At 62.6% G+C, this 20,743-nt stretch carries 19 protein-coding genes; 9 read left to right on the top strand and 10 right to left on the bottom strand.

Going from position 1 to position 20,743, the window contains the following annotated elements; genetic code table 11:
- The first annotated feature begins 8 nt into the window (after positions 1 to 8).
- The 3 genes from CHR90_RS11360 (at position 9) to CHR90_RS11350 (ending at position 3,891) form a co-directional block, all read left to right on the top strand.
- Positions 9 to 452, top strand: coding sequence for a hypothetical protein (locus CHR90_RS11360; protein ID WP_141210930.1), 444 nt, complete (start codon positions 9 to 11; stop codon positions 450 to 452).
- Positions 453 to 643: 191 nt separating this feature from the next.
- Positions 644 to 2,992 carry a Tex family protein gene (locus CHR90_RS11355; RefSeq protein ID WP_094409104.1) on the top strand — a complete coding sequence of 783 codons (2,349 nt, stop codon included), beginning with the start codon at positions 644 to 646 and terminating at the stop codon, positions 2,990 to 2,992.
- Positions 2,993 to 3,072: 80 nt separating this feature from the next.
- Positions 3,073 to 3,891, top strand: coding sequence for a cell envelope integrity EipB family protein (locus tag CHR90_RS11350; protein ID WP_170941376.1), 819 nt, complete (start codon positions 3,073 to 3,075; stop codon positions 3,889 to 3,891).
- On the opposite strand, the gene CHR90_RS11345 is transcribed toward CHR90_RS11350, so the two are convergent.
- Positions 3,878 to 5,086, bottom strand: a complete 1,209-nt coding sequence (locus CHR90_RS11345) for a DNA polymerase IV (RefSeq protein ID WP_094409102.1) — start codon at positions 5,084 to 5,086, stop codon at positions 3,878 to 3,880. The two genes, CHR90_RS11350 and CHR90_RS11345, sit on opposite strands and share 14 nt — an antisense overlap.
- Positions 5,087 to 5,209: 123 nt before the next feature.
- On the opposite strand from CHR90_RS11345, the gene CHR90_RS11340 reads away from it, so the two are divergent.
- Both CHR90_RS11340 and CHR90_RS11335 read left to right on the top strand, forming a co-directional pair.
- On the top strand, positions 5,210 to 5,572 hold the full coding sequence (locus CHR90_RS11340) for a response regulator (protein ID WP_094409101.1): 363 nt from the start codon (positions 5,210 to 5,212) through the stop codon (positions 5,570 to 5,572).
- A gap of 6 nt (positions 5,573 to 5,578) precedes the next feature.
- A complete protein-coding gene (locus CHR90_RS11335; protein ID WP_094409100.1) occupies positions 5,579 to 6,970 on the top strand; it encodes a PleD family two-component system response regulator in 1,392 nt (463 codons plus the stop codon).
- Between the two features lie 82 nt (positions 6,971 to 7,052).
- Here the strand turns inward: CHR90_RS11335 and rpmG are convergent, their stop codons facing one another.
- Positions 7,053 to 7,220 carry a 50S ribosomal protein L33 gene (gene rpmG, locus CHR90_RS11330; protein ID WP_045777624.1) on the bottom strand — a complete coding sequence of 56 codons (168 nt, stop codon included), beginning with the start codon at positions 7,218 to 7,220 and terminating at the stop codon, positions 7,053 to 7,055.
- A 333-nt stretch (positions 7,221 to 7,553) separates the two neighbouring features.
- On the opposite strand from rpmG, the gene CHR90_RS11325 reads away from it, so the two are divergent.
- Entirely contained in the window at positions 7,554 to 9,749 is a 2,196-nt protein-coding gene (locus tag CHR90_RS11325; protein ID WP_094409099.1) for an anthranilate synthase, read from the top strand.
- Positions 9,746 to 10,162 carry an OsmC family protein gene (locus tag CHR90_RS11320; RefSeq protein ID WP_094409098.1) on the top strand — a complete coding sequence of 139 codons (417 nt, stop codon included), beginning with the start codon at positions 9,746 to 9,748 and terminating at the stop codon, positions 10,160 to 10,162. The genes CHR90_RS11325 and CHR90_RS11320 overlap by 4 nt, the downstream gene beginning before the upstream one ends.
- Before the next feature lie 39 nt (positions 10,163 to 10,201).
- Here CHR90_RS11320 and CHR90_RS11315 read toward each other — a convergent pair whose 3' ends face one another.
- Together CHR90_RS11315 and CHR90_RS11310 are read right to left on the bottom strand one after the other, a co-directional pair.
- Positions 10,202 to 11,095, bottom strand: coding sequence for an N-acetylmuramic acid 6-phosphate etherase (locus CHR90_RS11315; protein ID WP_094409097.1), 894 nt, complete (start codon positions 11,093 to 11,095; stop codon positions 10,202 to 10,204).
- Between the two features lie 91 nt (positions 11,096 to 11,186).
- Positions 11,187 to 12,206 (bottom strand): DUF1338 domain-containing protein, encoded by a 1,020-nt coding sequence (locus CHR90_RS11310; RefSeq protein WP_094409096.1) that lies wholly within the window; start codon positions 12,204 to 12,206, stop codon positions 11,187 to 11,189.
- A 98-nt stretch (positions 12,207 to 12,304) separates the two neighbouring features.
- Between CHR90_RS11310 and CHR90_RS11305 the strand changes: the two genes are divergently transcribed.
- Positions 12,305 to 13,201: a LysR family transcriptional regulator gene (locus tag CHR90_RS11305; RefSeq protein ID WP_094409095.1), complete on the top strand. Its 897-nt coding sequence runs from the start codon at positions 12,305 to 12,307 to the stop codon at positions 13,199 to 13,201.
- Positions 13,202 to 13,208: 7 nt separating this feature from the next.
- Here the strand turns inward: CHR90_RS11305 and CHR90_RS11300 are convergent, their stop codons facing one another.
- Genes CHR90_RS11300 through CHR90_RS11280 form a run of 5 tightly spaced genes read right to left on the bottom strand, consistent with a single transcriptional unit; the run spans position 13,209 to position 17,574 of the window.
- Positions 13,209 to 15,209: a methyl-accepting chemotaxis protein gene (locus CHR90_RS11300; RefSeq protein ID WP_094409094.1), complete on the bottom strand. Its 2,001-nt coding sequence runs from the start codon at positions 15,207 to 15,209 to the stop codon at positions 13,209 to 13,211.
- A gap of 13 nt (positions 15,210 to 15,222) precedes the next feature.
- Positions 15,223 to 15,642, bottom strand: coding sequence for a DoxX family protein (locus CHR90_RS11295; RefSeq protein ID WP_094409093.1), 420 nt, complete (start codon positions 15,640 to 15,642; stop codon positions 15,223 to 15,225).
- 17 nt (positions 15,643 to 15,659) lie between these two features.
- On the bottom strand, positions 15,660 to 16,400 hold the full coding sequence (locus CHR90_RS11290; protein WP_094409092.1) for an HvfC/BufC N-terminal domain-containing protein: 741 nt from the start codon (positions 16,398 to 16,400) through the stop codon (positions 15,660 to 15,662).
- Positions 16,397 to 17,275: an MNIO family bufferin maturase gene (gene bufB, locus CHR90_RS11285; RefSeq protein ID WP_094409091.1), complete on the bottom strand. Its 879-nt coding sequence runs from the start codon at positions 17,273 to 17,275 to the stop codon at positions 16,397 to 16,399. The genes CHR90_RS11290 and bufB overlap by 4 nt, the downstream gene beginning before the upstream one ends.
- 26 nt (positions 17,276 to 17,301) lie before the next feature.
- A complete protein-coding gene (locus tag CHR90_RS11280; RefSeq protein ID WP_337955482.1) occupies positions 17,302 to 17,574 on the bottom strand; it encodes a BufA1 family periplasmic bufferin-type metallophore in 273 nt (90 codons plus the stop codon).
- A gap of 230 nt (positions 17,575 to 17,804) precedes the next feature.
- On the opposite strand from CHR90_RS11280, the gene CHR90_RS11275 reads away from it, so the two are divergent.
- Positions 17,805 to 19,421: a bifunctional metallophosphatase/5'-nucleotidase gene (locus CHR90_RS11275; RefSeq protein ID WP_094409090.1), complete on the top strand. Its 1,617-nt coding sequence runs from the start codon at positions 17,805 to 17,807 to the stop codon at positions 19,419 to 19,421.
- 67 nt (positions 19,422 to 19,488) lie between these two features.
- On the opposite strand, the gene CHR90_RS11270 is transcribed toward CHR90_RS11275, so the two are convergent.
- Positions 19,489 to 20,739, bottom strand: coding sequence for a Gfo/Idh/MocA family protein (locus CHR90_RS11270; protein ID WP_094409089.1), 1,251 nt, complete (start codon positions 20,737 to 20,739; stop codon positions 19,489 to 19,491).
- Positions 20,740 to 20,743 lie beyond the last annotated feature (4 nt).

The following is a 20,743-nucleotide window of genomic DNA, read 5'->3' as shown; positions in this document are numbered from 1 at the left end:
GAACGGCGATGCGCGGCGGTTTGCGGATGATCCTCAGCTTTCTGATGCTGATCTGCATCGGGGGCGGCATTGCGGGCGGTTTTTATTTGATCCGCTACCTTGAAAAGCAGCAGTTCGAAGGCGAAGCCGGGAAGCAAATGTTTGTGGAGATGGAGGATATTACGATTTCCATCATCCGCAATAATGCCCCCGCCGAAATGCGCACCTACAAGCTGACCCTCGAAACCCGCGATGGCGCCCCGCTGAAGATCGTGCTGCAATCGCGCCCACGGCTGATTGATCTCTACATTAATACGATGTCCGCCCTCGCCACCCGCGCCGGGCCGGAAAATATCGACAATACCGACTATTTACGCGAGATGATGGTGCGTAAATCCAACGAGTTACTGCGTGAGGGCGCGGTGCGCGATATTTTCATCCGCAACCTCGTTGTCCGTCCGGTTGAATCGTAATACCGGGATTCCTTCCGAACCCGCCGCTTTTTGTCCCTAGTCACGGGCGCGGGGGGTTGCTACGCCTGCGGGCCTATTTTTATGTCCTACCGCATGCAGCTTGTTCGTCCTACTGGCATCGGCCAGCTTAAGGACGAAAGAACCGCATCGCTGGGGCTAGTGGGTTCGAGAGTTAGCGAAGAGGGTTCGGAATGGGTCTTTCCATCGATCAGCGCCTTGCGGCGGAACTAGCGGTTCGGGTGGAGCAAGTGGCGGCAACGGTCGCCCTGCTCGACGGCGGTTCTACGGTTCCTTTCATCGCGCGCTATCGCAAGGAAGCCACCGGCGGCTTGGACGATATTCAACTGCGCACGCTGGAAGAGCGGCTGCGCTACCTGCGCGAGCTTGATGAACGGCGGGAGGCGGTCATCGCCTCCGTCCGCGAACAGGGCAAGCTGACCGACGAGCTGTTGGGGCAGTTTACCCTCGCTGATACCAAGGCCCGGCTAGAAGACCTTTATCTCCCCTACAAACCGAAGCGTCGCACCAAGGCGCAGATTGCCAAGGAAGCCGGGCTGGAGCCGCTGGCCGATCTGCTTTTGGCCGATCCCACGCGCACGCCAGAAACCGAAGCCGCCGCTTTCGTGGATGCCGAAAAGGGCGTGGCCGATGGAAAGGCGGCGCTGGAGGGTGCCAAGCAAATCCTGATCGAACGCTTTGCCGAAGATGCCGAGCTGGTTGGCAGCTTGCGCAGCTTCCTCTGGGACAATGGCGTCATCCGCGCCAAGGCTATCGCAGGGAAAGAAGAGGCGGGGGCAAAATTCTCCGACTATTTCGATTATGCCGAACCGATTAAGCAAATCCCCTCGCACCGCGCGCTGGCGCTGTTCCGGGGCCGCAAGGAAGAGGTGCTGACGGTCACGCTGGGGTTGGCGGAAGAACCGGCGCCCGGCCAGATGGGGCCGTGCGAAGCGCGGATTGCCGCCCATGTCGGCATCGCCGCCCAAGGGCGCCCGGCGGATGCGTGGCTGCTGGATGTGGCACGCTGGTGCTGGCGGGTGAAAGTCTCCGTCCATCTGGAACTCGACCTGATGAATCGGCTGTTCGAAGGGGCGGAGGACGAGGCGATCCGGGTTTTCGCCGGGAACCTGCGCGATCTGCTGCTGGCCGCCCCCGCCGGGATGCGCCCGACGCTGGCGCTCGATCCGGGGTTCCGCACGGGGACCAAGGTTGCGGTCGTCGATGCCACGGGCAAACTCCTGGATACGGCGACGATCTACCCGCACGAGCCGCAGCGGCGGTACGAAGAAGCGATTAATCTCGTCGCGGCCCTGTGCCAGAAGCACGACGTGCAGTTGATCGCCATTGGCAATGGCACTGCGAGCCGAGAAACGGACCGCTTCGCCGCCGATCTGCTCAGCCGCTTCCCGGCCTTGAAGGCGACAAAGGTGATGGTGTCGGAAGCCGGGGCGTCGGTCTATTCCGCCTCAGCCTTCGCCAGTCAGGAATTCCCCAGCATCGATGTTTCGATCCGAGGCGCGATCTCCATCGGGCGGCGCCTCCAGGACCCGTTGGCCGAATTGGTCAAGATCGACCCGAAATCTATCGGCGTCGGCCAGTATCAGCACGACATCAGCGAAACCAAACTGTCCCGCGCGCTTGATGCCGTGGTGGAAGATTGCGTGAACGGCGTTGGCGTCGATCTCAATACCGCTTCCGTGCCGCTGCTGACGCGGGTGTCGGGGCTGAACGAGACCCTAGCCCGCAATATCGTTGCGTGGCGCGACGCCCAGGGCGCTTTCCGCAATCGCAATCAGTTGAAGGAAATCGCCCGACTGGGGCCGAAGGCCTTTGAACAGGCGGCGGGCTTCCTGCGCATCCGGGGTGGGGACGAACCGCTCGATGCTTCCGCCGTTCACCCGGAAGCCTATCCTGTGGTGCGCAAGATCGCCCAGACCGTCGCGAAACCGGTGACGGAGCTGATTGGCGATAGCGCGACGCTACGCGGTCTTAATCCGGCGAGCTTTGCCGACGACCGCTTCGGTCTGCCGACGGTGCAGGATATTCTGCGCGAGCTCGATAAGCCGGGCCGCGACCCGCGCCCGGAATTCAAGACCGCCACCTTCAAAGAAGGGGTGGAGGAACTGAAAGACCTGCAACCCGGCATGCTGCTGGAAGGCGTCGTCACCAATGTCGCGGCCTTCGGGGCGTTCGTCGATATCGGCGTACATCAGGACGGGCTGGTCCATGTCTCTGCCCTCGCCAGCCGCTTTGTTAAAGATCCGCGCGAGGTGGTGAAGCCGGGGCAAGTGGTCCGGGTCAAGGTGCTGGAGGTCGATCTGAAGCGTAAGCGCGTCGGCCTGACCATGCGGCTTGATGACCCGGCGGATGGCGGCGCTGCCCCCCGGTCGGCGGCGCCCCGGGCTGCCGGGCCGCGCGATCCGGCCCCGCGCTCTGGGACGCCAGCCCGCGCAGGGGGCGGCAAGCCTGCCCCACAACCCGCCGCTGGGGGCGGGGCCTTGGCAGCGGCCTTACTGAAGGCGGGGCTGAATAAGCGCTGATGAAACTGGCGATCCGTCAAAACTATGCCATATTGACGGGATACGGGCTGTGTCATAGTCCGTGGAGAAAAGGGTTGCGAATGGTCCGTGCCGCCTTTGTGTCGTTCACTGTCGCCGCGCTGATGGGTAGCGCCGGGGCGGCGGTGGCCGCTTCGCCGATCCAGCCGCATCGGGCGCTCTATTCCCTGGCGCTTGACCATAGTCAAAGCGGCTCCGGGATTGTCGGGGCCGGCGGGCAACTTTATTTCGAGTGGGCCGATACCTGCGACGGTTGGGCGGTGGAGCAGCGCTATAAGCTGCGCCTGTCCTATACCGATGCCGACGATTCGGAACTTCAGATTAGTCTTGTGTCCTGGGAAGCCAAAAATGGCCAGCGCTATCGCTTTGAGGTTAAGAAGCTTAGCAACGGCGAAGCGGACGAGGAAATTCGCGGCACTGCGCAATTGCCGAAAGGCAAACGCGGCACCGCACGCTTCACCGCGCCCGAGAGCGCCCGGTTTCCGCTGCCCAAAGACGCGCTTTTCCCCTCAGCCCACACGATTGCGCTGATTGAAGCCGCGAAAGCCGGTCAAAACTTCCTAGTTCGGCCTGTATTCGACGGCGGCTCGGTCGAAGGGGCCTCGACGGTGGCGGCGGCAATTGGTCAAGTCCGCCCGGGCGATAGTAAGGAAGCGAATCCCCTGTTGAAGGGCCGGTCGTGGGCGATGCGCATGGCGTTTTTCCCCGACTCGACGGGAGTCGATCCGCGCACCCAGGGCGAAGAGCTACCGGACTATGAACTCGGTACCGACCTGCTGGAAAACGGCGTGTCGCGCAGCATGTCGCTCGATTATGGCTCCTTTGCCGTGAAAGCGAAGCTGCTGAAGGTGGAACCGCTCACCGCGCCTAAATGTTCGTAACCTCAGTCAGCAGGTCGGGTTCGCCGGTATGGCCGTCGATCAGCCGGTCGCAGCCAAGGCCGATCAGCCGGAAGTTTCCGACCGGATTATCGGCCCGGATCAAGGCGGCGGCAGCCTCCCACAGGGCTTCGGCGTCTTGAACCGGGGGCGCTAGAACCGTGGATCGCGTGCGCTGCACGAAATCCGCCGATTTTAGCTTAATCGTCACCCCGGCTGCCAGCTTATCCGCCGCTTGAAGCCGCCGGGCGACGGTTTCGGCGAGCGGCAACAGGGCTTCGACCAAATCTTCAACGCGGGTGCGGTCTTTTCGAAAGGTCGTTTCGGCAGAAATGCTCTTGGTCGGGCGGTCGGGCGTCACCCGCCGCCGGTCGCGGCCTTGGGCAAAGTCCGCCAGCCGCAAGCCGACCTGCCCAAAGCGTTTCGCGACCCAGATCGGCGGGCGTGCCGCCAGATCACCGATGGTGCGAATGCCCTCGCGTTCTAGAGCGGCGGCGAGGGCCTTGCCGACGCCCCACAGCAGCGTGACCGGCTTTGGCGCCAGAAAATCCGCCGCCTCCGCCGCGCCGATCAGGGCGAAGCCGCGGGGTTTATCGAGGTCCGACGCAATTTTCGCCAGCAGCTTATTGGGGCCGAGACCGATGGACAGGGTAATGCCCAGATTGGCCTCGACCTCCCGCGCCAAATTGGCCAGCAGCAGGGCGGCAGGAATGCCGCTGCGTTGGGCGGGCTCGGTCAGGTCGAGAAAGGCCTCGTCCAAAGCCAGCGGTTCCACCAGTGGGGTGAGTGCCAGAAAGCGGTGGCGCAGGGCGCGGCTGATGGTGGCATATTTACTCATCTGCGGGCGAAAGACCGTTGCATCCGGGCATAGGCGTAGGGCCTGACCCATCGGCATCGCCGAGCGGACCCCGGCAGCGCGGGCGACATAGCAGGCGGCGGAGACCACCCCGCGCTCGCCCCCGCCGACGATGACCGGCCGATGGCGCAGATCGGGCCGGTCCCGCTTTTCCACCGATGCATAAAACGCATCACAGTCGATATGCGCGATGGTCAGCCGGTCCCATTCGGGATGAAACTTCAAGCGGGGCGACCCGCAGGCAGGGCAGCGAAAACGCTGGCCCGTTCCCTCCGGCGGGGCGGGCAGGGGGTGGGCCAGACAGTCGCGGCAGAAGCCGCTAAGGGGGGTAGGGCCGATCATTGCGGCAGCATAGTCTCAGTGAAGGTTAAGGTTATGGTTTCTTTGCGTCTTGCGAGTCGCTAGAGTGCCAAAAGGGCTGCGGGGGCGTCGTGCCCCAGCACCGGGAGGCTTCGGTAAACGTCGATGAAGACCGTTCTCATCGTTGAAGATAACGAACTGAATATGAAACTGTTCCACGATCTGTTGGAGGCACGGGGATACCGTATCCTACAGTCGCGCGACGGTATGGAAGCCCTGCGCATTGCCCGCGAAGAGCGGCCCGATCTGATCCTAATGGACATTCAACTTCCAGAGGTGTCCGGCCTTGAAGTTACCAAATGGATCAAGCAGGATGAAAATCTTCGGGCGATACCCATCATCGCCGTAACCGCTTTTGCGATGAAGGGCGATGAAGAAAAAATCCGTGAGGGAGGGTGCGAGGCTTATATCGCCAAGCCGATTTCGGTCGCGAACTTCCTTGAGACCGTTCAGCGTTTTTTGGGTTAAGGTCTAATGCCGGGCCGCATCCTCGTCGTTGATGATATTCTGCCGAATATCAAACTGCTCGAAGCCAAACTGACGAGCGAATATTATGACGTGATTTCGGCGGAAAATGGGCCGACGGCGCTGGAACTTGCCCGCAGCCAATCCCCTGATCTTATTCTGCTTGACGTGATGATGCCCGGGATGGACGGGTTCAAGGTCTGCGAGAAGCTGAAAGAAGACCCGCTGACCGCCCATATCCCCGTGATTATGGTGACGGCGCTGTCCGATACAGCGGACCGGGTACGTGGCCTCCAGGCCGGGGCCGATGATTTCCTGTCGAAGCCGGTGCGTGATGTGCCGCTGTTTGCCCGCGTTCGCTCCCTGATCCGCCTTAAGAACCTGATGGATGCGTGGCGGGTGCGGGAAGAAACCTCGTCGCGCCTGGGGCTGGCCGCGCCAGCGCCAGTGATGAGCCAGGAAGTGGCGACGGAAGGGCGGATCCTGGTGGTGGAAGAAAGCACCATCGACGCCGAAAATATCGTCAACATCCTGAAGGTTGATCGTCATTCGATTGCGACGATCCATAGCACCGAAGGCGCGTTGCAGGCGGTTAACAGCAATGTCTTCGATCTGGCCATTATTTCGCTGACCTTGATGGAAGGCGACGCGCTGCGCTTGTGCAGCCAGATTCGCTCCCACGTCAACGAAAGCGTGCGGTCGCTGCCGATCCTGCTGCTGGCAGAGGATGAGGAAGATATTGGCAAGATCGCCAAGGCGCTCGACCTCGGCGTCAATGATTACGTGATGCGCCCGCTGGAACGGCAGGAGTTGCAGGCGCGGGTGCGCACGCAAATCCGCCGCCGCCGCTATCAAACCCGCTTGCGCGCCAATTTCGAAGAAAGCATCGCGCTAGCGTCCACCGATGCGCTGACCGGCGTTTATAATCGCCGTTATCTAGATGTGCATCTCGATCAGATGATGCGCAATGCCAATGACGCGCGCAAACCGCTATCGGTGGCTTTCTGCGATATCGACCATTTCAAGCGCCTCAACGATACCTACGGCCACGCGGCGGGGGATGAGGTGCTGGTGGAATTCGCCAACCGCATGCGCCGGTCGTTGCGGCATTTCGATATGATCGCCCGCATCGGCGGCGAGGAGTTCGTCGTCGTCATGCCCGATACCGGCATTGATGTCGCCTTGAAGGTCGCCGAACGGCTGCGGACGCGGATGGAAGACGATCCCTTTACCGTGACCGCGGCGGGCGAACTGCCGGTCACCATCAGTATCGGCGTTGCCGTTTCCGACCCTGGGGAAGTCTCGGGTTCCGACCTGTTGCGCCGGGCCGATGAAGCTATGTATCGCGCGAAGCAGGGCGGGCGTAACCGTGTCGAAGCCTCGGTGCCTGCCACCTCGTAAGCGTATTTTTTAGTCTTCAGAAACGAAAAACGCCGGTCACAGACCGGCGTTTTCAGTATCAGCACCGCTATCGCGGCGCAGATTACTTAATCTTCGCTTCGCGGAACACGACGTGCTTACGCACAACCGGATCGTACTTCTTCAGTTCCAGCTTATTCGTGGTCTTACGCGGGTTCTTCTTCGTCACGTAGTAGAAGCCCGTGTCCGCGGTGCTGACGAGTTTGATCAGCAGGGAAGTCGGCTTAGCCATGATTCTCGGTCCTAAGTCTAGGGATCGCCCAAAAGAGGAGCGCACAATATCCGGTAACACCAATGAGTCAAGCGATATTCGGGGTAGAATGTTCGCGAAACTCCCCTTGTTCCGGGCGCCGGTCGATGCTAGGGGTATTTTAGGGGCCGACGGAAGCGTTGGTCGGACTGCACGAAAGGATCGGGGCTGTGAGCCTGCACAGAATAACGGGTCGATGGCGTCGCTGCTGACGCAAACCCACCGGGCGGAATGTTTCCGCGTCGGCGCTTTTGCGTGATTTTTCAGCCAGCATTCCGTCAAAACACCGTATTCTGCGTAAAGGACGCATAAGCCATGTCCAAGACTGCTACCCCGTTCGTCTATACGACGAACGGCGGCGTGACTATCACCCGCACCGTCGCCGAAATCCCGTTCGATACCGCGATTGATGGGCTGATTGATCAGCTCAATAGCCAGCGTGGCGCGCTGCTGTCGTCCGCCTATGAGTATCCGGGCCGCTATAAGCGCTGGAGCCTGGGGTTTGCCAATCCGCCGCTGGAAGTCACTACCATCGGGCGGGTGTTTACGCTGACGGCGTTGAATGCGCGCGGCAAGCTGCTGTTGCGCTTCGTCCGTCCGGCGCTGGAAAACCATCCGCATCTGACCGCGCTTTCGGTGGCCGAAGACCGCATCGACGGGGCGGTGATCCCGTTGCCGCTGAAATTCGCGGAAGAAGAGCGCTCGCAGCAGCCATCGGCTTTTTCGGTCGTGCGTGCCTTGCTGGAGGCGTTTAAAAGCGACGAGGACGAGCATCTCGGCCTTTATGGCGCCTTCGGCTACGATCTCATCTATCAGTTCGAGCCCGTGGAACGCTTGCGCCCGCGCCCGGACGATCAGCGCGATATGGTGCTGTATCTGCCGGACGAACTGGTCATCGTCGATAATCAGCGCGGTCAGGCCCTGCGCTTTACCTATGATTTCGCCGGGACAGTGGCGGGAGCAACGCTGAATACGGCGGGCTTGCCGCGCGAGACGGCGCAGATTGATTATCGCGGGAGCCAGCGAAAGCCGGTGCAGGCGTCGGACTTTCCGGCGGGCGGCTATGCCGACCTAGTCCGCAAAGCGCTGCCCTACTTCCAGCGCGGTGATCTGTTCGAAGTGGTGCCGGGCCAGACCTTCTTTGAAGAATGCGACGCGCGCCCGGGCGATTTGTTCCGCGCCCTGCGCAAGATCAACCCCAGCCCCTATGGGTTCCTCTTCAACCTCGACGGTGAATATCTCGTCGGCGCCTCGCCGGAAATGTATGTGCGCGTCGAAGGGCGCCGGGTGGAAACCTGCCCGATTTCCGGCACCATCGCGCGCGGTCGCGACGCGATTGAAGATGCCGAACGCATCCGCGAGCTGCTGAACTCGAAAAAAGACGAGTCGGAGTTGACGATGTGTACCGACGTTGACCGCAACGATAAGGCCCGCGTTTGCGTGCCGGGGTCGGTCAAGGTCATCGGGCGGCGCCAGATCGAGCTGTACAGCCATCTTATCCATACGGTCGATCACGTCGAAGGCACCCTTCGCCCCGATTGCGATGCGCTGGACGCTTTCCTGACCCATACGTGGGCTGTGACGGTAACCGGCGCGCCGAAGCGGTGGGCCGTCCGCTTTATTGAGGAAAACGAGGCCAGCCCGCGCCGTTGGTACGGCGGCGCTGTTGGGCGCCTGAGTTTCGACGGCAACCTCAATACCGGCCTGACGTTGCGCACGATTCGCCTGAAGGATCAGATCGCCGAAATCCGTGTTGGCGCGACGCTGCTCTATGATAGCGATCCCGAGGCGGAAGAACGCGAAACCATTCTGAAAGGGGCCGCCAGCCGTAAGGCGATCCTGGCGGTGAAGCAGGGGAACAATGGTCCGGCTGTCGCCGAACCGCTGCCGCCGGTCAATCGCAAGATTCTGATCGTCGATTGCGAAGATAGTTTCGTGCTGACCTTGGCCGATTACTTCCGCCAGACCGGCGCCGCTGTTACCACGCTGCGCTATACTCATGCGCCGACGGCGCTGGCGGCGGGCGGCTGGGATTTGGTGGTGCTGTCGCCCGGCCCGGGTCGCCCCGAACAATTCGGCGTGCCGGGCTTGGTGCAGCAGGCGGTTGAGGCGGATGTACCGGTGTTCGGCGTCTGCCTTGGGATGCAGGGGATGGTCGAAGCCTTTGGCGGCGCGCTGGGGCAGCTTGATGAGCCGGTTCACGGCAAGCCCAGCGCCGTTACCGTCGATACCGGTGGTGCGCTGTTCGCCGGACTGCCGGAGGAAGTGACCATTGGCCGCTATCACTCGCTGTTTGCCGATCCGGTAAGCCTGCCCGCCGACTTTAGGGTAACGGCGCGCACGGCAGACGGGGTGATCATGGCGGTGGAGCATAAGAGCCTGCCGGTGGCGGGCGTGCAGTTCCACCCGGAATCGATCATGTCCTTCGGTGCGGGCGCCGGTCCGGCGATGATCCGCAATGTGGTGACCCGGTTGCTGCCCCGTGCGGCGTCGGCAGGAGCAGCAGCATGAAAGCGAAAATCACCTGGGTAGAAGCCCGAACCTTCCTCGCCGAATCCGGCACGGGGCATGCGGTCGTCATGGATGGGGCCCCCGAAGCCGGGGGCCGTAACCTTGGCCCGCGCCCCATGGAAATGCTGCTGATCGGTATGGGCGGCTGCACGGCCTTTGACGTGGTGATGATCCTCGAAAAAGGCCGCCATGCGGTGACCGACTGCCAGATCGGCATCGAGGCGGAGCGGGCGGAGACCGATCCGAAGGTTTTCACCAAGATCCATCTGCATTTCCGCGTCGTCGGCAAGAACCTGCCGCTGAGTGCGGTGCAGCGGGCGGTGGACCTATCGGCAGAAAAATACTGTTCCGCCTCCATCATGCTGGGGAAGACGGCGGAGATCACCCATACGATTGACGTGATCGAAGGCTGATATTGCTTAACCAGGGGCGCGGTTCATTCCGCGCTCCCGCTATTTCTTCCGCGCGTTAACGGCCGCGAGGGCCGGGCGCAGGTGGCCGTCGTGGGCCTCTAGCAGCGTTACGGCTTCTGAAACGCGCAGCCCTTCCAGCAGCAGCCGGGCGAGCTTCACCTTACCGTTGGCGGCGTCGAGCGCGGCCTGAATCCGGTCGAGCGGCGCATCGGTCAGCCGTTGCAGCATGCGTTCCGACCGGCGGCGCAGCTTTTCGTTCGCTGCGATCATATCGACCATCATGCCGTCATAGACCCGGCCAAGCTGGATCATCACGGTGGTCGAAATAAGGTTGAGGGCGATTTTCTGGGCGGTGCCCGCCTTCAGCCGCGTCGATCCGGCCAGCACTTCCGGCCCGGTGTCGAGCAGCACCGGATAATCGGCGGCGTGCAGCAACGGCGAATCGGCATTGTTGGCAATGCTGACGGTCAGCGCGCCCCGTTGGCGGGCGGCTTGAATGGCGGCGACGGTGAAAGGGGTGGTACCGGAGGCGGCGAGACCGATCACCGAATCTTCCGGGCCGATCTCTTCCTCCTCAATCGCGGCGATAGCGGCGGCGCGGTTATCCTCGGCCCCCTCGACCGATTGTACCAGCGCGCTCATCCCGCCCGCGACAATGAAAACCACCCGGTCGCGCGGCCAATCGAAGGTCGGCGGCAGTTCCGCCCCATCTTGCACGGCGATGCGGCCCGAGGTGCCCGCGCCGACATAGACGATCCGCCCGCCCTGGCGCAGCCGCTCGGCGATGCCGACGCAGGCGCGTTCCAACGGGTTCAATGCGGCATTCACAGCCGCAACGGCGCAGAATTGGCTATCCAGCAGCGCACCGAGGATTTCGTCGGGGTTCCACGCATCAAGGTCGCGATAGCGCGGGCTGAAGGTTTCGGTGCTCAAAGGGAAAAACCGGGCAAAACGGAAACTAGGGTGCAACCATAGCGACCGTTTCGGCCCGGGGTCAATCTAGGCAAAAATTGCTTGCGCAGGATTACTGCGCCGCCGCCGTCATCTTAAAGATGCCTTGCGCGTTCGAGCTATCGAAGCCGAGGTCTAGGCGCTTGCCGCCGGTGGTTTCATCGGTCATCTGGTCGCGGGTGATGAACTCGTAGAACGAGCCGGGGACTTCCTTTTGCACAAGGGCGCCGCTGGCATCACGGAAGGGGCGCATCACCTGGGCGGCGCGGAAAGCGGTTTGGCGAACGCGGCCGGAAGCGGAGACTTCGACCAGATCCTTCATCGGGCGGCCTAGCGCCTTCTGCTGGGCCGACAGCGCATCGACATCGGGCACCCGGTCGGTGGCATGGTTGAAGGCATTCCCTTCGGTGGCGATCCAGGCCATTTCGGCGGATTCGGCCTTCAGCACCTCATAGTCGGCCAGCGTCGGCGCCGGGTGATGCACGTCGAAGCAGCGGGCGATCACCGGCAGGGTGGCGACGGCGGCATCGAGATCGACAGCCCCCTCCCGCTCGAACGCTGCAAGGGTGGCAGCGCTGGTCGTATCCAGGGGATCGACGCTGTCTTGCAGCACATTGGCGACCGCCTGCCCGAACGCCGGGGAAAAACGGTCCACATGCAGTTCCGAAACGAAGAACTGCGCAATGTCTTCCGGGAAATCGACCTGGGCGTAGGAACGCCCGGTCATCTTCAGCCGGTCCAGCGGATAGTGGCCGTTCTGGCGGTACCCAAGCGGGGTCAGCAGGCGCACGAGGGCGGCCTGACCGCGCGGCAGCGCGCCGGTGACCGGGCCATCGACGGTGCGGACGGCGCCATGATCGTGCACGCTTTTCTCGCCGAGTTTGCGCTTATCGGCGATATAGGCGGCGGCGGCGGGGACGCGGATCAGCAGATCGTCGAACAACACCATGTTCAGCGCCTGTGCCATGACGGCGCGGCTAACGCGCGGCCCGTCTTCGGCCAGCAGGGCGGGGTGAATATAGAGCGTATCGACCAGGGCCTGCGCCTTTTCCGCACCCAGAACCCGGCTGACCAGCGTAACCAGAATCGACATCCTGTCCTCCCGAAAACTCGATGGGCGGAGCATTGCGCATCTGTTCGGTGGGGGATAGCATCAATCTGGCCTAGGTTGATGCGAGAATGGAATAAAGAATGGCTTTGCCGACGCTTCCCGGATTGCAGGCGGTGGTGCTGGCGGCGGAACTCGGGTCGGTTTCGGCGGCGGCGCAACGCCTGGGGTTAACGCAAAGCGCCGTGAGCCGCCAAATCGGCCAAGTGGAAGCCGCGCTGGGCGTAACCCTGTTCGACCGGGTGCGCCAACGCATCGCGCCAACGGAAGCCGGGCGGCGGCTGGTGACGGAGGTGGCGCCGCTGCTCACCGACCTGCTGCGCGCTTGCGCGACGGCAGCGGACGCGGGCCAAAGCCTGACCCTGGCGGTGCTCCCCAGTTTCGCTACCCGCTGGCTGGTGCCGCGTTTACCGGATTTTCACGCGCGGTTTCCAAAACTGCGGCTTAATCTGGTGACCCATATCGAGCCGTTCGATTTCATCGGCAGTGGCGTGGATGCCGCCATCCACGCCGGGCCGCGCCCGTGGCCGGGGGCGCATCTCGATCCTTTGTTTGGGGAAACCGTCGTGCCGGTCGCCAGTCCGCGCTTTCGCCACCGCTTCGGCATTCGGGAGGAGGCGGATTTGCTCTCCGTGCCGCGCCTCGAACTCTCCACCCGCCCGCAGGCCTGGGCCGATTGGTTTACGGCGGGCGGCCTGTCCGGTACCGGGTTGGCCGCGCCCGGGTTTCGGTTTGAACATTTTCTGACCTTGGCAGAAGCCGCCGTTCACGGGCTTGGCGCCGCGCTGGTACCGCGCTTTCTCATCGAACCCGATTTGGCGTCGGGGCGGCTGGAAGTGCTATTTCCGCGCGGTCTTTCCCGCCCTGGCACCTATGCTCTCGCCTATCCCCCGGCCCGCGCCGATCACCCGACGCTGCGGCGCTTTCGTTCCTGGCTGCTCGGCCAAGCCGCCCCGCCAGGGACGCGGTTGGCTGATTAGTCGCTTCCTAAACCGCCGTCAAATCGGCGAGGAACCGGTCTACCCCCTGCCGCAGTTGGTCGGACTGGCGCGTAACCTCGCGGCTGGCAACCAGCAAATCGGCGGCGGCAGAGCCGGTATCGCGGGCGAGATGGGTGACATCGCCAATGGTTTCGGAGACGGAGCGGGTTCCATGCGCTGCCGCCTGGACATTGCGGGCAATATCATCGGTCGCGGCGCTTTGGCTGGCGACGGCTTCGGCGATCATCCGTGTGATATTGTCCATCTCGCCAATGACCCGCCCGATACCGAGGATGGCATCGACGGTTTCATCGGTGGTCGCGCGGATATTGGCGATCTGGGCGCTGATCTCCTCCGTCGCGCGCGCGGTCTGCGCGGCAAGGTTCTTAACTTCGGTGGCGACGACAGCAAAGCCCTTACCGGCTTCCCCGGCGCGCGCGGCTTCGATGGTGGCATTGAGGGCCAGAAGGTTCGTTTGCCCGGCAATTTCCCCAATCAGGCGCACGACTTCGCCAATACGCTCGGCGGCTTCGGCGAGGCCCTGCACGGTTTCATTCGTCGCCGTAGCGCGGTTAACCGCTTGGGCGGCAATGCCGGTGGAATGGGTCACTTGCCGTTCAATTTCCGAAATCGAGGCGGATAGTTCTTCAGCGGCGGCGGCAACGGCGCCCACATTATCGGTGGCGGCGGCGCTGGCGGTGGCGACCGATTCGGACCGTTGCGCCGTGGTCCCCGCCGTCTGCGATAGGCCCTCGGCAGAGGCGGTCATTTGACCGGCGGCGGCGGAAACGATGGAAACAACGCTCCCCACCTCCTGCTTCAAGCGGTCGGCGATACCATGCAGGGCGGCCCGACGGTCGGCCTCGGCGGAGGCGCGCAACCGCTCCGTTTCCGCAGCAAGCCGTTGGTTTTCAAGCCCGTTTTGCTGGAAGACGGCGACGGTTTTTGCCATCGCGCCAATTTCGTCGTGCCGGTCCTGACCGTCTACCGTAATGGTATAGGTGCCGGTCGCTAGCGTTTGCATCGTACCGCTGAGGTGAAGCAGCGGGGCAATAACGCGGCGGGTGACGACCCACATCGAGAGAATGGTCAACCCCAAGCCGACGGCCGTAAGCCCCAGCATCGTGATCAACCGAATATTGGCGACCCCGGCGCGCTGTTCGCCATAGGCCGTGGTATCGGCGACGGTGGCTTCTTGGATGGCCAATAAGGCATCGAGCGCGGTGGCGGCGGTCGCGGCGAAATTCGCCATCACGCTACCGCCCATCGCTTTATCGATATCGCCACGATAGGGGCCGCGTAAAATGGTGGCGGCTTTAGCAACCGCATCCAGCGCGGCAGGGCCGAGGGTGGAGAGGCCGGCTTCCCGCTCCACTTCGGCAAAGGCGGCGACATTGATGTCGCGCAGGGCCATCATCCGCTGCTTCGGCACCTCCACCCCGCGTGCGGCCAGGAGAACCAGCCCTTGCTCTTCGCTTAAGGTTGCGGTCGCATCAGCCAGCAGGCGCTTTAAGCGCAGGCGTTGGGCGAGAATCAGGTCGGCCGCCGGGATAGCGCGGGTTAGGGCGACTTGCAGGCTGCGGGCTTGGGCGATGGCATCGGCCAACCCATCGGACAGGCGGAGAAGATCGGCAGGGGTACGGTTGGCGGCATCGGCCTTGCCGCGCTGGGCTTCGATTACCTTGCGCGCCATCGCCAGGGCGTTGGCCTCGGCAGGAAGCATGCCCAGCAGCGCCTGAGTGGCGTCCAGCGCTTCGTCAGCCCCGATATCGGCATTGCTGCGGCGCATCGCAATGGCCTCGGGCTTTGCCTGAGCCAAGGTTGCCGCCAATTCGCCCGCCCATTGGGTTGCAGCCCAGGTGTAAAGATCGGCGGTGCGGTTGAGCGTGACCGACCGTTCAAGCTGCTCGCGTTCGCGCCAAGCGTCAAAGGCGGCAAACCCAGCTGCCGCGAGCAGCAGCAAGGTCAGCGTGGACACGACAGCGAGCAGTTGGGCCTTCAGCGACATAAGCGGATTCCCTTTAGCCAAAACGGCGGCGGAGCCAATGGTCGATGGACCAGACGCCCGGCCCTTGGATGATGAGCGTCAGCAGGACAAAAGCCCAGAAATAATGCTCGCTGTGATAGAAGTAGGTGAATTGGATAACGGCGGTCATCGCCAGCATCGGCAGGGCGGCCAGCCGGGTCGCGAAACCCAGCAGAAGAAAGACCGGCATGGTCAGTTCCGTCGCCGTCGCTAGCACTGCGGCCATGTCGGGGGGTAAGAACGGCGTGCGATATTCATCGCGGAACAAGGCCACGGTCGTCTCGAACGACGCGAGTTTCACGAGCCCGGCCCGGAAGAAAATCTCCGCCATCATATAGCGCCCCAGCAGCAGCAGCGGCGCGGTCAGGCGGGTTTCAAGAGTGGTACGGAGTATGCCTAATAGGGCGAGGGGCATTCGCGGCCTCCTTGTTTTTATTGGTTTTCGGGCAGGGTGAGCCCGGTGAAGACGCCCGCGTGCAGAAGCCGCACCAGCGCATCCGTCAGGTCGAAGTCTTCCGGCAGTTGCCGGGCCGCCTCGGCAATCGTCTCACCAGAGAGCAGGGCGCTGGTGAATTTTGCAGCCTCCGCCTCAAGGCTGACCCATTCGATCCGCCCGTCCCGGCGGACGATCAGCATAGCCTGCGGCTGGTGTGGGTCGAGGTTGGCGAGATCGGGATGGTCCGTCTGATGCGCGGCCCAAAGATCAACGACGGCATAGGCCGAGCGTACCAGCCGGGTGCTTGGATGCGCGGCAAACCGTAGGTCGGCAAACCCATCGGGGGGAACGCTTGCAAACGCCGCCGCCGTTAGGACGGGGGCCTGCGGGGCCAGGAAGGCTTCGATCATCGCCCGCTCGGTCCGGGCGACATCGGGCAGGAATGGATAGGCCTCGACCTCGGGCAGTTGCGCTAAGAACCCCGGGAACGCCCCGCCATAGTCCGCCATATCGGGCCGTTGGGGCAGGTGATCGCGCAGGAAACGCCGGGCGGCTTGGTGGAAATAGGCCTCGCCCACCATCGCTTGCGTGACTGGAAAATTCGCGGCGAGCGCGGCACTCAGCGACAGGCGAACATTATTGCGGTAGATCGTCGCCCGGTCGGGATCGACCGGCGGCGCCTCGCTCGCACCACAGAGATAGGCGGCGAACTCAGCCTGAAACGCCGCCAGCCTCACCGCAGCCCCCCAAGGCTGCGGGCTTTCTCGGCTTCGGCAATAAGGTCATCGAGCGATGGGATCGCCTCGTCCCATTCCAGCAGGGTCGGGCGCGGGCCGATCTCGGTGATGATCGTATGATACAGTGCCCAAACGTCCGGGCAGACTGGGGCAGCGTGGGTATCAATCCGCACCGGACCCCTGGACGTCTCGCGCAGATCGTGGCCTGCGACGTGAATTTCGACCGTGGCCGCCAAGGGATAATCGGTAAGCCAATCCAGGGGGGTACGGCCCTGGTTGCAGGCGGAAACATAAATATTGTTCACGTCGAGCAACAGCCCGCAACCGGTCCGGCACAGGATTTCGGCCATGAACGCGCCCTCCGGCCAATCGCCTGGAACGGCCAGGTAAGTAGAGGGGTTTTCGAGGAGAAGCGGGCGCTTCAGCCGGGTCTGCACCCGGTCGATATTGGCACACACCACGTCCAAGGCTTCGGATGTGTAGGGAAGGGGGAGAAGATCGTTAAGATACTGCCCACCGACCCGCGACCAGGCCAGATGATCCGACACGAAGACTGGCCCGCATTCAGCCACGAGCGCCGCTAAACGGTCGAGGTGGATGCAGTCCACACCATCGGCAGACCCAAGCGATAGACCAATGCTGTGAACGCTAATCGGCACCCGCTCGGCCAACTCTAGCAGCAAGGTTTGCGGCGGGCTGCCGGGGTGCAGGTAATTTTCGGCATGAACTTCAAGAAAATCGACGGGAAGCCGGGTTTCCGTCGCGAGACGGGCCGATACATCCGCATGATGCGCGGCGCGCAACCCAATGCCGAGAGCGGTCGCCGTCAAACCGGCAACCGGGGCGGGCGGGGGCCTAAAAGCCAGGGTATCCATAACGACCCCCGCCGCGCCGCTGGGTGTTAGGCCTTCTTCGGCTGCAGCGAACCACCCATGCCAGAGCAGGTGCCGGCCGGAACATACTTCCAGGCGTCCGGCTGGTTGTCGGCCTTCGACGTCCCGGCGCAGGAGCTGCTGGCGGTGGCGCAATCGTTCTGACCGGCCTTGGCGATCCCGAAGCATTTTTCCTTAGCCTGGGCAGCGGCGGGGGTGGCGGCGAAAGCGACGGCGGCCATCGCAACGGCACCGGCGATGGAGGCCATGCCCAGGGTCTTTTTCGAGGTCATCACGCTCATCTTCGTCTCCATAAAAATGCGGCGGCGCCGCAAGATTGGGTATTGGCGAGGGCGGGCTAGCACCGTCTGCCCCATAGTTCGACGGTAGTGGAGATGGGGTTACACCCGTGCGTTATTTTTTTGAAAAAAACGAATCCGCATAAAATCACCAGCGCGTCATTGAGGCGCCATCGTTTCTCGCGATAAGGTGACGGGGTTGGACGAACCTAAGGGAAGGACCGGACGTCGCCATGCTTTTCACCCGCACCTCCTTGCTGACCGTTTCGGTCGCCGCGCTTCTATCGGCTGGGGCCGTTGCCCAGCAGGCGCCCGCCCCGCTGAAGCTGACGATCCTGCACGTCAACGACGTTCACTCGCGGCTGCTGCCGATCAACCGTTTCTCGACCACCTGTTCGGCGAAGGAAGAGGAAGAAAAGAAGTGTTTCGGCGGCGTCGCCCGCATCGCCTATCAAGCCCAGGAAATAGCGAAGCAGGTGAAGGCCGCCGGTGGCCAGACGCTGTTCCTGCATGCGGGCGATCAGTTCCAAGGTTCGCTGATGTATACGGTCTATAAGGGCAAGGCGGACCTTATGGCAGTGAACCTGCTGGATATCGACGCGATGTCGCTCGGGAACCACGAGTTCGACGATGGCCCCGGTGTGCTGGCCGATTTCCTGAAGGGCACGAAATTCCCCGTGCTGTCAGCCAATACCGATGTTAGCAAGGAACCGCGCCTCCAGGGCCTGATTCGCCCCTATACCATTGTGGAGCGTGGCGGCCAGAAGATCGGCATCATCGGCGTGACCACCGACGATACGCCGATCACCTCCTCCCCCGGGCCGACCGTTGCTTTCGCCCATGAAGACGCGCCGATTAAGCGCTATGTGGCCGAACTGAAGGCGCTGGGGATCGACAAAATCATCGCCCTAACCCATAGCGGCTGGATCCGCGACCAGGAAATCGCGAAGAACGTGGAGGGGATCGACGTCATTGTTGGCGGCCATTCCCATACGCTGCTGTCGAATAAGATCAAGGAAGCCGAAGGCCCGTACCCCATCGTTGTTGCCAACAAGGTCAATAAGACCCTGATCGTGACGGCGGAAGCCTACAGCAAGTACCTCGGCCGTCTCGATGTGACCTTCGACGCCAAGGGCAATGTTACCGCCTACGAGGGCGAACCGATCCTGCTCGACGCCAATGTGCCGGAAGATAAGACTGTTCGTGCCGAAATCGATAAGCTTGATGCCCCGATCCAGACGATGAAGGCCAAGCCGGTCGGCACGGCGGCCATCAATCTTGATGCTTCGGTTTGCCGCAAGAGCGAGTGCTTGATGGGGAATCTCGTGGCCGATGCCTTGGTCTGGGCCACGGCATCCAAGGGCACCGAGTTCGCCATTCAGAACGGCGGCGGCGTCCGCGCGTCCATCGGCGAAGGCCCGGTCACGCTCGGCCATGTGCTGACCGTGCTGCCGTTCCAGAACACGATTGCGACGCTGAAGCTGAAAGGGTCGGACGTTGTCGCCGCGCTGGAAAACGGCGTTTCCAAGGTCGAAGAAAACCAGGGCCGCTTCCCGCAAGTGTCGTCCAACCTGCGCTATAGCTGGGATCCGAAGAAGCCTGCGGGCAGCCGCATCGTTTCGGTGGAAGTGAAGCGCAACGGCAGCTTCGCCCCGCTCGATCCGAACGCGACTTATGCCCTGGCGACGAACGACTTCATGCGTCGGGGTGGCGATGGGTACACGGTCTTCAAGACCAATGCCGTCGACCCGTATGATTTCGGCCCGAACCTGGAAGACGCCGTGTCCTCCTTCATCGCGCAGAACTCGCCAGTGCAGCCGAAGCTGGAAGGCCGCGTCCGCCAGCCGTAATCGGTTCGTGTCGTTACTGGAAAAGGCCGGGATCGTCCCGGCCTTTTCTTATTTGGGGGATGACGCTTTAGCCCCTTACCAAATCCCACCCCGGCAGATCGGCGAGTTTCACCGAAACGCCACTATCGGCGCTTTTCAGCGCTGCGACGCCGCAGAAGACGGAGAGAGCACCCGCACGGGCGTCGGCGCGTTGGGCGTAGGGGTCCGGCAAGTCGCGCTCCACGATCATGCGTTGCAGCCGGACATCGCCGCCGAAATGGCCGCCACGGGTGAAGGGTAGCTTTAGTTTTTCAACACTGCGGTTGTTCTGGATGACGAGGATGGTATCGACATCCGGTTCGTCCCAGGGCTGATCCTCATATTGGCGGATTTCAATGCGGCCTTTGGTGCCGTTGAAAGCCAGGTGATAGCCTTCGATGGGCATGAAGGTGTTGAGCGAGTAAGCCACCTGCACGCCGTTTTCATACAGAATATCGGCGGTCATCGTATCGGGAATATCGATCTCGGGCCGGAAGACGCATTGGTCGCGGTGGTAGCCGTCGGCGCTATGGGCCGTGCCATAGAGACCGTTTAGCCACGGATCGGCGGCCACGTCCAGCGGGAAGGCGCAGTCCGACTTGCCGGGGCATGTGGCGCAATTGGTGCCGCGCTGCACGCCGTTCTTACCGTAATTGCGCAGGCTGGCGCGGGCGAAGACCTCTTGCGGGGCCGAGGCGAGATACCAGTTTAGCAGGTCGAAATGATGGGTGGCCTTATGCACAAACAGCGAGCCGGAGTTCTCGCGGTTCGCGTGCCAGCGGCGGAAGTAGTCGGCGCCGTGCTTGGTATCGAGATACCAATGGAAATCGACCGACACGACCTCGCCAATCTTGCCGGAGAGCAGTTCCTGTTTAATCCGGGTTGATGTGGGGGCGTGGCGATAGTTGAAACCGACATCCACCCGCCGCCCGGTGCGCTTTTGCGCTTCCAAAATGCGGGCGCATTTTTCCGCTGTGGTCGCCATCGGCTTTTCCACGATTACATCAGCCCCGGCTTCCATCGCTTCGATGGCGTGCCGGTCGTGGTCGCAGTCGCGCGTGCAGACAATCACGGTATCGGGCTTCACGGCGGCCAGCATGCTGGTGAGATCGTCGAACAGCGGCGCGCCGCTGCCGATAAAGTCGGCCGCATAGGCGCGGCGGATGGGGTTATGATCGCAGATGCCGACGATCTCGATCTGATCGCCGAAAGCGTCCAGCAGTTCCTTACCCCAGGTTTTCGTACCGCGGTTGCCGGTGCCGATCAGGGCGACGCGGCGTTTTCCGCTCGCTTGGGTCATTTTT

It is taken from the genome of Elstera cyanobacteriorum (assembly GCF_002251735.1).
Lineage (GTDB): Bacteria > Pseudomonadota > Alphaproteobacteria > Elsterales > Elsteraceae > Elstera > Elstera cyanobacteriorum.
Note: the sequence above shows the minus strand (reverse complement) of the source record. Positions and strands in the feature narration are given on the sequence as shown.

Bases quoted from the DNA above. Each gene is read 5' to 3' on its own strand.
- CHR90_RS11360 (WP_141210930.1), top strand. From the start codon at position 9: ATGCGCGGCGGTTTGCGGATGATCCTCAGCTTTCTGATGCTGATCTGC.
- CHR90_RS11355 (WP_094409104.1), top strand. From the start codon at position 644: ATGGGTCTTTCCATCGATCAGCGCCTTGCGGCGGAACTAGCGGTTCGG.
- CHR90_RS11350 (WP_170941376.1), top strand. From the start codon at position 3,073: ATGGTCCGTGCCGCCTTTGTGTCGTTCACTGTCGCCGCGCTGATGGGT.
- CHR90_RS11345 (WP_094409102.1), bottom strand. From the start codon at position 5,086: ATGATCGGCCCTACCCCCCTTAGCGGCTTCTGCCGCGACTGTCTGGCC.
- CHR90_RS11340 (WP_094409101.1), top strand. From the start codon at position 5,210: ATGAAGACCGTTCTCATCGTTGAAGATAACGAACTGAATATGAAACTG.
- CHR90_RS11335 (WP_094409100.1), top strand. From the start codon at position 5,579: ATGCCGGGCCGCATCCTCGTCGTTGATGATATTCTGCCGAATATCAAA.
- rpmG (WP_045777624.1), bottom strand. From the start codon at position 7,220: ATGGCTAAGCCGACTTCCCTGCTGATCAAACTCGTCAGCACCGCGGAC.
- CHR90_RS11325 (WP_094409099.1), top strand. From the start codon at position 7,554: ATGTCCAAGACTGCTACCCCGTTCGTCTATACGACGAACGGCGGCGTG.
- CHR90_RS11320 (WP_094409098.1), top strand. From the start codon at position 9,746: ATGAAAGCGAAAATCACCTGGGTAGAAGCCCGAACCTTCCTCGCCGAA.
- CHR90_RS11310 (WP_094409096.1), bottom strand. From the start codon at position 12,206: ATGTCGATTCTGGTTACGCTGGTCAGCCGGGTTCTGGGTGCGGAAAAG.
- CHR90_RS11305 (WP_094409095.1), top strand. From the start codon at position 12,305: ATGGCTTTGCCGACGCTTCCCGGATTGCAGGCGGTGGTGCTGGCGGCG.
- CHR90_RS11300 (WP_094409094.1), bottom strand. From the start codon at position 15,209: ATGTCGCTGAAGGCCCAACTGCTCGCTGTCGTGTCCACGCTGACCTTG.
- CHR90_RS11295 (WP_094409093.1), bottom strand. From the start codon at position 15,642: ATGCCCCTCGCCCTATTAGGCATACTCCGTACCACTCTTGAAACCCGC.
- bufB (WP_094409091.1), bottom strand. From the start codon at position 17,275: ATGGATACCCTGGCTTTTAGGCCCCCGCCCGCCCCGGTTGCCGGTTTG.
- CHR90_RS11280 (WP_337955482.1), bottom strand. From the start codon at position 17,574: ATGAGCGTGATGACCTCGAAAAAGACCCTGGGCATGGCCTCCATCGCC.
- CHR90_RS11275 (WP_094409090.1), top strand. From the start codon at position 17,805: ATGCTTTTCACCCGCACCTCCTTGCTGACCGTTTCGGTCGCCGCGCTT.
- CHR90_RS11270 (WP_094409089.1), bottom strand. From the start codon at position 20,739: ATGACCCAAGCGAGCGGAAAACGCCGCGTCGCCCTGATCGGCACCGGC.